This window comes from Sinomonas sp. (assembly GCF_036848755.1).
Lineage (GTDB): Bacteria > Actinomycetota > Actinomycetes > Actinomycetales > Micrococcaceae > Sinomonas.
In genome coordinates this window covers 5,756-18,938 of record NZ_DAIUJO010000033.1, presented here as the reverse complement: position 1 = coordinate 18,938, position 13,183 = coordinate 5,756, and the positions used below count along the sequence as shown (strand labels likewise).

The window sequence follows — 13,183 nt, the reverse complement described above, 5'->3', positions numbered from 1 at the left end:
CGCCTCAGCGGAGGCCCGCGACGCGGGGAAGGGTGAGCCGAGGCTTCCCAGCGCCCCGGCGCGGGTCACGGTGCGCGAGCTTCTCACGCAGGAGGGTGCGGCCGCGGTGAATGCGGGAGCGCACAGTGCCGAGCTTGACGCCGAGTGCGGCGGCGACCTCGTCGTAGGAGAGGCCTTCAAGGTCGCAGAGCACGACGGCTGCACGGAAGTCCGGCGGGAGTTCCTCGAGGGCGGCCTGGACATCGAGATCGAGGTTGTTCATCTCGTAGCTGCGCTCTGGGCCGGGCTCGCGTCCGGGGATCTTGGCCTCGGCGTCTTCCGCGAGCGCGTCGAAGCGAATGCGGTTCTTGCGGCGGGCCTGATCGAGGAAGAGATTCGTGGTGATGCGGTGAAGCCAGCCGTCGAGCGTGCCCGGCTTGAAGTTCTCGAGCGAGCGGAACACGCGGACGAAGACCTCTTGGGTGAGGTCTTCGGCGTCGTGCTGATTGCCTGTCAGGCGATAGGCCAGGCGGTACACCTTGGCGGAATGCTGGGAGACCACTTCTTCCCATGTGGGAGGAACCCAGTCGGCAGGGACCGGCTCGGCAGGGGTCTCGGGGGTCGCAGCACGTTGCTTGAGCACGTCCACGCACCTCACCTTCACAGCATCGGCGGCCGCATTGTGCCGTGGACTCCTGATCCACCTGCAGCCGCTGCGGAACCCCAGTGTGACAGTCGTTGCTGAACGTTCGCTGGTCATTCCGCCGAGAGCGTAGCGCGGTTCGACCCTGACGAGAGGATAGGCTTGAGGCATCCCGAGCCGAAAGCGTTCCTAGCATGACCGACAAGTCCGCGAGCTGGTCCTACGCCGAGGGGCTTGCCGTCGAGGACACCATCGTGGCCCGTGCGCGCGAGAGGTCCCTCGAGCTGGGCGTGTCTCCCGTTTCACCTGGCGTCGGCGCCGTTCTCACGGTCCTCGCCGCAGCCTCCAAGGCCCACGCCGTGGTCGAAGTCGGCACCGGCGCGGGGGTCTCCGGCATCTGTCTGCTCCGCGGGCTGCCCACCCGATCCACGTTCACGACCATCGACACTGACATCGAGCATCTCAAGGCCGCCCGGCAGGCGTTCGGCGAGGCCGGCATCCCCGCGAGCCGGGTCCGGACGATCCCCGGCCGCGCCCACGCCGTCCTCCCCCGGCTCAACGACGCCTCCTATGACCTCGTGTTCCTCGACGCCGATCCCGGCGGGACGCCGGACTATGCCGACGAAGGGGTCCGGCTCCTGCGCCAAGGCGGCCTGCTTGTCATCAACGATGCGCTCGACCATGACCGCGTCGCCAACCCGGCGCACCGCGAGACGAGCGCCGTCCGCCTCCGCGCACTGCACCGGCGGCTCCTGGAAGACGAACGCCTCAACACCGCGCTCCTGCCGACCGGGCCCGGACTGTTCCTCGCGTCCCGCCGCTGACGGACGACCGGCCGTTTAAACGAAGGAGGCCAGCCCTCAGGGGCTGGCCTCCTTCGTCAACGATAGTGCGTGAGAGTCAGTTCACTCGGTCACGCCGACGAGGCACTCCTTGAGCTGAGCGGCCTCCTCGGCATTGAGCTCGACCACGAGCCGCCCACCGCCCTCGAGGGGAACGCGCATGATGAGGCTGCGGCCCTCCTTGGTGACCTCCATCGGGCCGTCCCCGGTACGCGGTTTCATGGCTGCCATGTGAACTTCCCCTCCAGTAGTGTGCCCACACGAATCTGCAGGCTGTCGGACGCGCCTCCGCTCACCGAGGTGAGGGGGCCTCGCCACCTTGTGCTTGACCTTTACATTATCAGTAGGGATACCACGGGGTAGCCAAGCTCGCCGCTCACGGAGGCCAGTCGCCGCCGCCCGGAAGCTCGGCCCAGTCCCAGAGCCAGACGACCCACACGATCTGCAGCAGCACGAACATCACGAGCACGGCGCCCCGGTAGGCACGCGAGCGCGAGAGTGCCGCGGCGGCAAGGGCGAGCGGGAAGAACGGGAGCATCATGCGGAATGTGCTGGTCTGCGGATACAGGAAGGCCAGGAGGTACAGCGCGTAGGCTGCGCACCACAGTCTCAGCTCGACTCCGACGAGCTTGACGTGGGAGCTCGTGAGGTAGAGCGCCGCCGCCGCGACGAGCAGGAACGGCGCAACCGGTCCGAGCACCGGACCGAAAAGGTAGGTGCCCGTGTCGACCCAGGGCATGAAGGGCACGAGGTCGCTTCCTCGCCATACCGCCTCGGTGTCCGTGTAGGCGGTCATGACCCCGGTCGCCGCCCAGGCTATGGCTGGCCACGCGAGGGCAGAGGCCGCCGTCGCCGCTGTCAGCACCGCAAGGCGCAGGAGTTCACCGGGCGCGAGCGGACGACGGCGCCGAGAGACCCAGCGGATGACGAACAGCGCCGCGAGCATGACGGCGAGCGGTACGCCAACAGGACGGGTGAGGCACGCAAGGACGACGGCGGGGATCGCCGCGAGGTAGCGCCGCTCCACGATCCGCAGCAGGGCCCACGCGAGGAACGCGATGCCGAGCGATTCGGCGTAGGGGACCTGAAGGATCGCCGAGACCGGGAAGAACGCGAAGAAGGCCACACCCCAGAGCGCCGTGCCGTGCCCGGCAAAGTGCCGGAACAGCCGGTAGACCACGAGCGCCGCGGCGAAGCCCGCGGCCATCGCAACGACCTGCTCGAGGACCTGCCACGAGATTCCGGTGATGAGCGCCAGAGATCGGACGAGGTATGGGAAGACGGGGTAGAACGCCCAGGCGTTCTCCGTGACGGCCCCGGTGGACGAGCGCGGGAGAACGGCGGGATACCCGTTCTGGATGATGCGCCCGTACCACTCGGAATCCCAGATCTGGAGGAAATGGAAGTAGTCGGGGTGCGGCCCGAACCAGGGGTTGGTCCCCTGCTGAAGGGCTGCCGCCGCGAAGATCCCGAACGTGACGAGCCGCGACGCCGCGTACAGCAGAACGACTTGAAGCCACCACGGCCGTCGGGCGAGCCAGAGCGCCGTCGTCCGTGCAGCCGCGCCGAGCGCGGCATGGACGGGCGACGACGGCGGGAGCTCGCGCGTCGCGCCCGCCCGCTCGTCGAGCCCGTGGCTCATTCGGGGGCCTCGACCTCGGAACGCGCGCGCCTACGGAGCTGGGCGATTTCAGCGTCTTGCTCCAAGATGCGCTCCCGGAGGCGCTCGAGGACGTCGTCGACCTGGTCCATCCGGTACCCCCTCAGCCCAAGGGAGAAGCGGATGCGGTCGACGTCCTCCGCGGTCGGCTTCTCGGGAAGGAGGATGGGCGGAAGCCCCGGGAGCGGTTCCTCGAGGCCGCGATCGAAGACCTCAGGGACCGACCGGCCGCGGAAGACCGCCGCCCCGACCCAGACGAGCCCGGCGGCGACGACGATGGCGAGGGCGACGAGGAAGAAGCTCACTCGCCGTCAGCCTTCTCGGGCGACCACATTTCTTCCTCTTCCTCTTCGGCCGAGCCGAACATGCCGCCCCGCCGCTCCTGCGTGTCGCGTCGGAAGCCCGCGAGCACGAGCTCCACCGCTTCCTCGGCCGTGTCCGTGATCTGGATGAGATCCATGTCCTCAGGCGAGATCATCCCCTCGGTCAGGAGCGTGTTCCGGAGCCAGCTGACCATCGGGCCCCAGAAGCGCGAGCCCACGAGCACGATCGGGAATGAGGTCACCTTGCCCGTCTGGACGAGGACCATGGCCTCGAACAGCTCGTCGAGGGTTCCGAGGCCGCCGGGGAGGACGACGAACCCGTGGGCGTACTTGACGAACATCGTCTTGCGGGCAAAGAAGTAGCGGAAGTTGACCCCGAGGTCCACCCATGGGTTGAAGCCCGTCTCGAATGGGAGCTCGATCCCTAGGCCAACCGAGGTCCCTGAGCCGTCCACCGCGCCGCGGTTGGCGGCCTCCATCGACCCGGGACCGCCGCCCGTGATGACGGCGACGCCCTCCCGGGCGAGCCGCCGCCCGATCTCGACCGCCGTCTCGTAGTAGTCGCTGCCCGGGAGCGTCCGCGCCGAGCCGAAGATGCTGATGGCAGGGCCGAGTTCCGCCAGAGCACCGAAGCCTTCGACGAACTCGCTCTGAATTCGCATGACGCGCCACGGATCGGTGTGGACGAACCGGCCGGCCCCGTGAGTGTCGAGGAGGTGCTGGTCCGAGGTGCCCTGGAGGGCCTGCCGCCGCCGAAGCTCGATCGGGCCCTTGCGCCGGGAAGGGACTGAGCGATCGTCGCGGCGTGGTGATTCCGTGGTCATGGTCCAAGGCTAGCGGTCTCGCTTGAATGACGATCGGAGCTTCCTCTCAGGGGCCCTCAGACCCGGGAGTGTTATCTCCATTACATTGGCCCTATGACAACCGAAGCACCCTCGTCTGCCCTCGTCTCCGTGCAGGGCGTGAACAAGCACTTCGGCCAGCTCCATGTGCTGCGAGACATCGACCTGGATGTCCGCAGGGGCGAGGTCGTCGTCGTCATCGGCCCGTCCGGCTCGGGGAAGTCGACGCTATGCCGTGCCATCAACCGCCTCGAGACCGTCGAATCGGGCGAGATCTGGATCGACGGAAAGAAGCTGCCCGAGGAGGGCCGGGAGCTCGCGCGGCTCCGGGCCGACGTCGGCATGGTCTTCCAGTCGTTCAATCTCTTTGCGCACAAGACCATCCTCGAGAACGTCACGCTCGGTCCGATCAAGGTCAAGGGCGTCGATAAGGCCACCGCCGACAAGGAGGCCATGGCGCTCCTCGAGCGAGTCGGCGTCGATCATCAGGCGCCGAAGCTCCCGGCCCAGCTCTCAGGCGGCCAGCAGCAGCGGGTCGCGATCGCGCGAGCGCTCGCGATGAAGCCCAAGGTCATGCTCTTCGACGAGCCCACGTCGGCGCTCGACCCCGAGATGATCAACGAAGTCCTCGACGTCATGGTCGAGCTCGCGCGCGAGGGCATGACGATGATCGTCGTGACCCACGAGATGGGCTTCGCCCGCAAGGCGGCCGACCGCGTCGTCTTCATGGCGGACGGACAGATCGTCGAGCAGGCACCGCCCGAGCAGTTCTTCACGAACCCGCAGAGCAGCCGGGCCAAGGACTTCCTGTCCAAGCTGCTCACGCATTGAACGGGCGCTGGACAGCCAGCGTCTGAGCAACGGGGCTGGGGAGCCCCTACCAGAAAGGAATACCGTGGCACTCTTCCGCACCAAGAAGGCCATCTTCACCGCCGCCGCCGTGGCGCTCGCGTTCACGCTCGATGCATGCGGCTCGGGATCGGGCAGTTCGCCCGAATCTTCAGGATCGGCGCCGTATTCGGTCGCCTCGAACGTCTCCCTCTCTGGGAGTCCCACCTTCGACAAGATCACGTCGAACGGCAAGGTCCGCATCGGGGTCAAGCAGGACCAGCCCGGACTCGGCTTCATGGACGCCGCAACCGGCCAGTACAGCGGCTTCGACATCGAGGTCGCAAGGTGGATCGGGGCCTCCCTCGGCTACAGCGCAGACAAGATCGAGTTCAAGCCGATCCCGTCCGCCAACCGAGAGTCGGCAATTCAGAACGGCGACATCGACTACTACGTCGGCACGTACTCGATCACGGACAGCCGCAAGAAGCAGGTCGACTTCGCCGGGCCGTACTTCACGACGGGGCAGGGTCTGCTCGTGAAGAAGGACAACACGACGATCAGCAGCGAGAAGGACCTCGCGGGCAAGACGGTGTGCTCGGCGACGGGCTCGACGCCGCTGCAGAACATCCAGAAGAACTTCCCGCAGACCACCTCTCGATCCTTCGACACGTATTCGCAGTGCGTCGACGCGCTCAAGAACGGCCAGGTGGACGCCGTGACGACGGATCAGGCGATCCTCATCGGCTACGCAGCCCAGGATCCGGACAACCTCAAGGTCGCAGGCAGCCCGTTCACCACTGAGAAGTACGGGGTGGGCCTCGCGAAGGGCGACACCGCGCTGCGCAAATTCGTCAACGACGTGTTCACGAACGGCCACGACGTGTGGCAGAAGGTCTACGACTCGACGCTCGGGAAGTCAGGCACAAAGGTCGAGCAGCCCGCCGTCGACAACTACTGATCGATCCGCGGTGGGCGGGCGCTGTCCGCCCACCGCTCTCGCGCTCGAAAGCGTAGGCCTGACGTGAATACCCTCCTCGACAATCTGGACGTCTTCACGACCGGATTCCGAACAACCATCATCCTGTTCCTCGTCTCGGGCTTGTTCGCCCTCCTCCTCGGCACCATCGTCGGCGCGATGCGCGTGTCGCCCATCCCAGCCTTGCGGCTGTTCGGGACTCTCTACGTCAACATCGTCCGCAATACCCCGCTCACACTCGTCCTGTTCTTCTTCGCGTTCGGCTACCCGAAGCTCGGGCTCCCGGAGTTCGACTTCACGGCCTCAGCCATCGTCGGGCTCAGCCTCTACACCGCGAGCTACGTCGCCGAGGTCCTGCGCTCCGGCATCAACACCGTGCCGGTGGGGCAGGCCGAGGCGGCCCGGGCGATCGGTCTGCGGTTCGTCCAGACGCTTGCTCTGGTCGTCTTGCCACAGGCCTTCCGCTCGGTGCTGCCGCCGCTGTTCAGCGTCCTGATTGCGCTGCTCAAGAACACGACTGTGGCCGCGGGGTTCTCCGTCTACGAGGCGGGCGCCATCCGCGCGTATCTCGCGGAGCGCGGCGAACCAGCGCTCGCGGTCCTCCTCTGGGTCGCCCTGTTCTTCGTGGCCCTCGTCCTCATCCTCGCGCAGCTCCAGCGCTACTTCGAGAAGAAGTGGAAGGTGGCTCGATGAGCTCGGTCCTCTACGACACCCCAGGGCCCAAAGGGCGCGCGCGGCACCTGATCTTCGGCATCGCCTCCGCAGCCGTGATCCTCGCGATCCTCGCGTTCGTCGTGTGGCGATTCGCGGAGACCGGGCAGTTCAGCGCGCAGAAGTGGCAGATCTTCTCATTCCCGCGCGTCCAGCAGACGCTTGTCCAGGCGGCAGGTGCGACCCTCTCGGCCTTCGGCGTGGCAGCCCTCGGCAGCCTTGTCCTGGGACTCACGCTCTCGATAGGGCGGCTTTCGGACCATCGGTGGGTCTCGCGACCCGTCCACTGGTTCACCGAGCTGTTCCGCGCGATCCCGGTACTCGTCCTCATGATGCTGCTGTACTACGGACTCCCGCCAGCGCTCGGAGTCAGGTGGCCGCCGTACACAGCGGTCGTCGTCGCCCTCATCCTGTACAACGGCTCGGTGCTCGCCGAGGCGTTCCGTGCTGGCATCGAATCGGTGCCCAGGGGCCAGCGGGAGGCGGGCCTCGCCGTCGGGCTGCGCAAGTCGCAGGTCATGGCGAGCATCCTGCTCCCACAGGCCGTGCGCGCGATGCTGCCCGTGATCATCTCCCAGCTCGTCGTGACGCTCAAGGACACCGCGCTCGGCTTCATCGTGACGTACAACGAGATCCTGTTCCAAGCCAAGTTCTTCGGATCCCAAGTCCAGTACGGCAGCCCGGTCGTGCCCTCGGCGATCGTCGCCGGCGTCCTCTACGTGGGGATGTGCCTCGTCCTCTCCGGCCTCGCAAAGCTCGCCGAGCGGCGGCTCCGGCGCAGCCAGAAGGTCTCGGGAGCGCTCAGGAGATGAGCCAGTCGCGCAATGCGCGGAAGCACTCGCGCACGTCGTCGGCGGCGACCCGCTCGTCGTCCTTATGGGCGAGCAGGGCGTCGCCGGGGCCGAAGTTGACCGCCGGAACGCCGAGTTCGCTGAAGCGGGCGACGTCGGTCCAGCCGTACTTCGGCTTCGGTTCACGCCCGACGACGGCGACAAACGCCGCCGCCGCGGGGTGCGTCAGTCCGGGTCGGGCACCAGCGGCCCCGTCGGTGCGCACGACGTCGAAGCCCTCGAGCAGCTTCCGCACGTGGGCCTCCGCCTCATCGAGCGACTTGTCGGGAGCGAATCGGTAGTTGATCTCGACGGTGCAACGGTCCGGAATGACATTCCCAGCCGTGCCCCCAGCGATCCGGACGGCGTTGAGGCTCTCCCGATAGTCGAGCCCGTCGACCGTCACTGTGGCCGGCTCGTACTCGGCCAGGCGCGCCAGGATCGGGGCGGCGGCGTGGATGGCGTTCCGCCCCATCCACGCACGAGCGGAATGGGCCGCCTCGCCCACTGTCGAGGCCTCGAGGCGGAGCGTGCCGTTGCAACCGCCCTCCACTGTGCCCGCGGTCGGCTCGAGCAGGATGGCGAAGTCTCCCTCGAGGAGCTCCGGCGCGGCCTGCGCGAGCCTCCCCAGCCCGCTCTTGGCCGCCTCGACCTCCTCATGGTCGTAGAAGACAAACGTGACGTCCCTGCTCGGCCTCCGGGCGCCGTCGTCCGTCGCTCCGAAGAGCGCGCCTGCGAGCGCAAGCTGGACAGCGACACCGCCCTTCATGTCGGTCGCCCCCCGTCCCCAGAGAGTGCCCGCGCCCGGCTCGTCGTCCCACGACGACGGGACGGTACCGCGCGCGCCCTCGGCCGTGGGCAGGGGAACGGTGTCGAGGTGACCCGCGAGGATGACCCGTTCCTCGCGGCCGAGCTCCGACCGGGCCACAAGCGCGTCTCCATCACGGCTAACAGTCAGGCCCGGGAGGGCCCGGAGAGCGGCCTCGACGGCGTCCGCGATGGCCTGCTCGCTGCCCGACACGCTCGGAATGTCGATGAGGGCTGCGGTGAGGAGGGACACATCCTGAGTGAGGTCGAGCGCGGCTGGAGTCACGCGAGCAAGCATAGCCCCGGACGACGGGCCCCCTTTCGGTTCGCCGGGACCCCGCTCGATAGACTTGGGCCATGACTGAAACCTCCGCCGCACCCCGCTCTGCCCACGGCTTCGGCCTCGCCACCATCGCCGTGGGAACCGGGACGAACGGGGCCGAAGAGGCCGCCGTCCTCGACGTCTGGTACCCGTCGCCCTCGCTCGGCACCGCCGCCGAGCACCTCAGCGATGAGTCGGTCGTGGACTCGGCGCCCGCCGAGCTCGTGGCAGCAGCCGAGAACGGGATCGACGCCGATCGCGGGACGCAGACCAAGGTCGTCTTCGTCCAGATCGACCTCGACCAGGCGCCTGCCGATACGGCCGATGCCTACCTCCGACTGCATCTGCTCTCGCACCGCCTCGCCAAGCCCAACACCGTCAATCTGGACGGAATCTTCGCGAAGCTCCCGAACGTAGTCTGGACCAACTTCGGCCCCTGCCACCCGGCCGGCTTCGAGTCGACTCGCGCTCGGCTGCGGCGCCGGGGGCCGGTCACCGTCTACGGCGTCGACAAATTCCCGCGCATGGTGGACTACGTCGTCCCATCCGGCGTGCGGATCGCCGACGCCGACCGCGTCCGGCTGGGTGCGCACCTCGCCGAAGGCACGACGGTCATGCACGAGGGCTTCGTGAACTTCAACGCGGGCACGCTGGGCGCCTCGATGGTCGAGGGCCGTATTTCTGCGGGCGTCGTCGTCGGCGACGGCACCGACGTGGGAGGCGGGGCGTCCATCATGGGAACCCTCTCGGGCGGCGGCAAGGAGCGCATCTCGCTCGGCGAGCGGGTGCTGCTCGGCGCCAATTCCGGCGTCGGCATCTCGATCGGCGACGACTCCGTGGTCGAGGCTGGACTCTACGTGACGGCGGGAACGCGTGTACGGATCGGCGGCTTCAAGGACGCGTTCGGCGAGAATGCCGAGAAGGTCGTCAAGGCGGCGGAGCTTTCGGGGCAGCCGAATCTGCTGTTCCGCCGCAACTCGACCAACGGCCAGGTCGAGGCGCTCCCCCGCAACGGACAAACGGTCGAACTCAACGAGGCGCTCCACGCCAACTGACTCCGAGACGCCTGACGACGCAGAGCCGGGCCCCTGGCTGGGCCCGGCTCGATGAGCAAGGAGCCCCGCCTTGGCCTTGGCACGCACCGCGCGACGCTGGCTCACGCTCGTCGTCGCCCTCGTGCTCGCCGCGACCGGCGTCTACATCGCCTCGACCGTGCTCAACCGGGGCGAATCGCCTGTGGTCGAGGGCTGCACCGCGCTGCTCAATGGCAACGAGGAGAGCCTCGCCACCGACCAGGCCGCGAACGCCTCCCTCATCACCGCGATCGCCGTGCGGCGCGGTCTGCCAGCCCGCGCGGCGACCATCGCCATCGCGACCTCGATGCAGGAGGCCAAACTCCGCAACATCAGCTACGGGGACCACGCGGGCCCTGACTCCCGCGGCCTCTTCCAGCAGCGGCCCTCCCAAGGCTGGGGCACCGAAGAGCAGCTCATGGACCCGGTCTATGCGACGAACGCGTTCTACGACGCGCTCGTCAAGGTGCCCGGCTACGAATCGATGACCGTCACGGAGGCGGCGCAGAAGGTGCAGCGCTCGGCGTACCCCGAAGCGTATTCGCAGCATGAGGACCTCGGTCGCGCCTACGCCTCGGCGCTCACCGGAAACTCGCAGGCCTCGCTCAACTGCACGCTCCGCAAGCCCGACGCCGCGGGCGATCCCTCCGCCGTGCGCTCGGCCCTCGAACAGGACTACGGACAGGCTGCCGTGGGCGTCGTGGCCGGCAAGACCATCTCGGTCCAAGCGTCCGGGACTCTCGCGTGGTCCGTGGCCCAATGGGCGGTCGCCAACGCGAAGGGGCTCGGCGTGACGCGCGTCCAAGTGGACGGCCAAGCGTGGATCCGCGACGGCAACAAGGGCTGGAGCGACGCGCAGAACCCGCCCGACGTCGTCGTCATCACGGTGGCGAACGCCCCCTGAACGGGCACCCGCCGGGCGCCCGCCTCAGACGAGTATCTCGAGGACCGGAGCGAGGAAGCTCTGGAAGGCGTCGGCGTCGTCCATGAGGGACTGGCTCATGATCATCTTGTTGCCTTCGACGAGCCAGGCGCGATCCTCGGCAAGCGGCAGTTCGATGATCCGGAGGTCGAAGTCCTTCGCGAGCGGACCGACCTCGAGCTGTCGCCCCGCCACCATCTCCTCCACGATCCGGGTGTCTCCCCGTGCCTCGCGCCTCGCCTCGAGCCGCTCGTACTCCGCGCGGCGCTCGCGCGCCCAAGTGAGGGCGCTGCCGAAGTGCGCCTGGAGAGAGCGTTGGAGTGCGGGTGCTGCACTGAAGGCGGTGAACTCGGGCGGACTCACGTCCGGAACGTCGTCCGGCTGGTCGGCGACGAGACGCCCCCACCACTCCTCCCACTCACGGCGCAGCGCCTCGACGCCGCCCACGTGCTGCGTGAGCTGGTGATGGTCGCACTCACGGATCCGCGGTTCGACCGGGGCGAGCGGAGGGAAACCTGCCCCCGTCAGGCCCGCGTTGTCCTTGAGATAGAGGGCGAGCAGCATCGGATCGGACGTGTCGATCGTGACACGCCACCCCGGCCCCGCTGTCTGGTGCATGGTATCGGCTCCTTGCGTCCCATCAGCACCTTCAAGTGTATTCCCGCTCAGGCAATCGGGAGCCGGCCGAGGGTATCCGCTTGGGCGCGGACGACGGCGAGGCAGAGATCGGCGTCGAGCCATCGGCCGTGCACCAAGGCATGGAGCGAGAGGCCTTCCGCCGTTGCCAGCAGCCGCTCGGCCTCGGCCACGAGCTCGTGGCGCTCCGCCCCGGGACGTGCGGCAAGGACGGAACGCCCGACGGCGGCGGCGATCCGACCGTGCGCGACGTCCGCGACCGCGAGCAGGGACGCATCAGTGCGGGCGGCGAGGCGGAAGGCGCTGAACACGCAGAGGTCCACAGCGCGTTCCTCGTCCAGCGGGAGGAGTTGGCACAGCTGTGCTACGACGTCGTCGGCGCCCTCGACCCGCCGGACCACGTCGTTTGCAACGCTCTCGAAGGCATGGACGCGGAGCTCCTCCGCCGTCTCGAAGTAGTGCCGTACTGAACCGACCACGAGTCCGGCCTCCGCCGCGACCTCGCGGAGGGACACGCGGGCAAGGCCGTCCGCGGCCACGATCCGCTTGACGGCCTCGACAATCTCACGACGGCGCGCGGCCGCGTCGACGAATCTGGGCACCTGTCCTGTCTAGCACACGCACGCACCCCCTCCGTGCCCCACCGCGAGCCGTCCGGCCCGCGGCGACGAGCGTCTCCCACGGAAGACGGGCGACCGCCGGGCCGCCCGTAGGATAGACGCATGCGAATCCTTGTGACCGGCGGCACCGGCTACATCGGCTCCCACACGGTTCTGACGCTCCTTGAGGGCGGTCACGACGTCGTGGTGGTGGACAATCTCTCGAACTCCAGCCAAGAGTCGCTCCGCAGGATCGGCGAGCTCGCGGGCCGCGAGGCGGCCTTCGTCAAGGCCGACATCACGGACGAGGCGGCACTCGACGCGGTCTTCGGCGAGCACGCGCCCCAGGCCGTGATCCACTTCGCCGGCCTCAAGGCTGTGGGCGAGTCAGTCGCGATCCCGCTCGACTACTACTACAACAACGTCGCCGGCACCATCGCGCTCCTGCGCACCATGCAGCGCCACGACGTCCGCACCATCGTGTTCTCGTCCTCGGCCACCGTGTACGGAGAGCACAACCCGACGCCGTACATCGAGAAGATGGAAATCGGCGCGATGAATCCCTACGGTCGCACGAAGGAGCAGATCGAGGACATCCTGAGCGACCTCGGCGCCTCGGACGAGCGCTGGCATATCGCACTGCTGCGCTACTTCAATCCGGTCGGCGCGCATCCGTCCGGGAGGATCGGCGAGGACCCGCAGGGAATCCCGAACAACCTGGTGCCGTTCATCGCACAGGTCGCCGTCGGTCGGCGCGAGAAGCTCATGGTGTTCGGAGGCGACTACGACACGCCGGACGGCACGTGCCAGCGCGACTTCATCCACGTCGTCGACCTCGCGGAGGGGCACGCCGCCGCGCTGCAGTACCTCGAGGACCATGCAGGCGTGTTCCGCTGGAACCTCGGCTCGGGCAAGGGAACCTCGGTCCTCGAGATGCTGCACGCCTTCGAAGCCGCCGTCGGAGCGCCGATCCCGTATGAGATCGCAGCGCGCCGTGCGGGCGACCTGCCCGCCTTCTGGGCCGACCCCTCGGCCGCCCTGTCCGACCTTGGCTGGTCGACGACGAAGACCGTGGCACAGATGTGCGAAGACCACTGGCGGTGGCAGAAGAACAACCCTCTGGGCTACCGCACCGCCTAACCCCATCTCGGGTACACCAAACCCACCCCACACCCACCTCGGGTACA

At 68.1% G+C, this 13,183-nt stretch carries 16 protein-coding genes; 8 read left to right on the top strand and 8 right to left on the bottom strand.

Annotation, left to right across the window (positions count from 1 at the left end):
* Positions 1–4: 4 nt before the first annotated feature.
* Positions 5–622, bottom strand: coding sequence for an RNA polymerase sigma factor SigE (gene sigE, locus V7053_RS07425; RefSeq protein WP_443022590.1), 618 nt, complete (start codon positions 620–622; stop codon positions 5–7).
* 194 nt (positions 623–816) lie between these two features.
* Here sigE and V7053_RS07420 point away from each other — a divergent pair, with 194 nt between their 5' ends.
* Positions 817–1,446 (top strand): O-methyltransferase, encoded by a 630-nt coding sequence (locus V7053_RS07420; protein WP_334171632.1) that lies wholly within the window; start codon positions 817–819, stop codon positions 1,444–1,446.
* Between the two features lie 81 nt (positions 1,447–1,527).
* Here V7053_RS07420 and V7053_RS07415 read toward each other — a convergent pair whose 3' ends face one another.
* The 4 genes from V7053_RS07415 to V7053_RS07400 form a co-directional block, all read right to left on the bottom strand.
* Entirely contained in the window at positions 1,528–1,695 is a 168-nt protein-coding gene (locus tag V7053_RS07415; RefSeq protein ID WP_138414063.1) for a DUF3117 domain-containing protein, read from the bottom strand.
* A 145-nt stretch (positions 1,696–1,840) separates the two neighbouring features.
* Positions 1,841–3,106: a hypothetical protein gene (locus V7053_RS07410; protein WP_334171631.1), complete on the bottom strand. Its 1,266-nt coding sequence runs from the start codon at positions 3,104–3,106 to the stop codon at positions 1,841–1,843.
* A complete protein-coding gene (locus tag V7053_RS07405) occupies positions 3,103–3,429 on the bottom strand; it encodes a DivIVA domain-containing protein (RefSeq protein ID WP_334171630.1) in 327 nt (108 codons plus the stop codon). The genes V7053_RS07410 and V7053_RS07405 overlap by 4 nt, the downstream gene beginning before the upstream one ends.
* Positions 3,426–4,271 (bottom strand): TIGR00730 family Rossman fold protein, encoded by an 846-nt coding sequence (locus V7053_RS07400; RefSeq protein ID WP_334171629.1) that lies wholly within the window; start codon positions 4,269–4,271, stop codon positions 3,426–3,428. Before V7053_RS07400 ends, V7053_RS07405 begins: the two co-directional genes overlap by 4 nt.
* Positions 4,272–4,364: 93 nt before the next feature.
* On the opposite strand from V7053_RS07400, the gene V7053_RS07395 reads away from it, so the two are divergent.
* The 4 genes from V7053_RS07395 to V7053_RS07380 all read left to right on the top strand — a co-directional run bounded on the left by V7053_RS07395 (position 4,365) and on the right by V7053_RS07380 (position 7,619).
* Positions 4,365–5,120, top strand: a complete 756-nt coding sequence (locus V7053_RS07395) for an amino acid ABC transporter ATP-binding protein (RefSeq protein ID WP_334171628.1) — start codon at positions 4,365–4,367, stop codon at positions 5,118–5,120.
* Between the two features lie 64 nt (positions 5,121–5,184).
* On the top strand, positions 5,185–6,078 hold the full coding sequence (locus V7053_RS07390; RefSeq protein ID WP_334171627.1) for a glutamate ABC transporter substrate-binding protein: 894 nt from the start codon (positions 5,185–5,187) through the stop codon (positions 6,076–6,078).
* A 63-nt stretch (positions 6,079–6,141) separates the two neighbouring features.
* On the top strand, positions 6,142–6,789 hold the full coding sequence (locus V7053_RS07385; RefSeq protein ID WP_334171626.1) for an amino acid ABC transporter permease: 648 nt from the start codon (positions 6,142–6,144) through the stop codon (positions 6,787–6,789).
* A complete protein-coding gene (locus tag V7053_RS07380; RefSeq protein WP_334171625.1) occupies positions 6,786–7,619 on the top strand; it encodes an amino acid ABC transporter permease in 834 nt (277 codons plus the stop codon). The genes V7053_RS07385 and V7053_RS07380 overlap by 4 nt, the downstream gene beginning before the upstream one ends.
* On the opposite strand, the gene dapE is transcribed toward V7053_RS07380, so the two are convergent.
* A complete protein-coding gene (gene dapE / locus V7053_RS07375) occupies positions 7,609–8,742 on the bottom strand; it encodes a succinyl-diaminopimelate desuccinylase (RefSeq protein WP_443022588.1) in 1,134 nt (377 codons plus the stop codon). The two genes, V7053_RS07380 and dapE, sit on opposite strands and share 11 nt — an antisense overlap.
* Before the next feature lie 59 nt (positions 8,743–8,801).
* Between dapE and dapD the strand changes: the two genes are divergently transcribed.
* Both dapD and V7053_RS07365 read left to right on the top strand, forming a co-directional pair.
* Positions 8,802–9,821, top strand: coding sequence for a 2,3,4,5-tetrahydropyridine-2,6-dicarboxylate N-succinyltransferase (gene dapD / locus V7053_RS07370; protein ID WP_334171623.1), 1,020 nt, complete (start codon positions 8,802–8,804; stop codon positions 9,819–9,821).
* 70 nt (positions 9,822–9,891) lie between these two features.
* Entirely contained in the window at positions 9,892–10,743 is an 852-nt protein-coding gene (locus V7053_RS07365) for a hypothetical protein (RefSeq protein WP_443022587.1), read from the top strand.
* Between the two features lie 24 nt (positions 10,744–10,767).
* Here V7053_RS07365 and V7053_RS07360 read toward each other — a convergent pair whose 3' ends face one another.
* Positions 10,768–11,379: a hypothetical protein gene (locus V7053_RS07360; protein ID WP_334171621.1), complete on the bottom strand. Its 612-nt coding sequence runs from the start codon at positions 11,377–11,379 to the stop codon at positions 10,768–10,770.
* 47 nt (positions 11,380–11,426) lie between these two features.
* Positions 11,427–11,999, bottom strand: a complete 573-nt coding sequence (locus tag V7053_RS07355) for a TetR/AcrR family transcriptional regulator (RefSeq protein WP_334171620.1) — start codon at positions 11,997–11,999, stop codon at positions 11,427–11,429.
* 120 nt (positions 12,000–12,119) lie between these two features.
* Here V7053_RS07355 and galE point away from each other — a divergent pair, with 120 nt between their 5' ends.
* A complete protein-coding gene (gene galE, locus V7053_RS07350) occupies positions 12,120–13,136 on the top strand; it encodes a UDP-glucose 4-epimerase GalE (protein WP_334171619.1) in 1,017 nt (338 codons plus the stop codon).
* Positions 13,137–13,183: the final 47 nt, after the last annotated feature.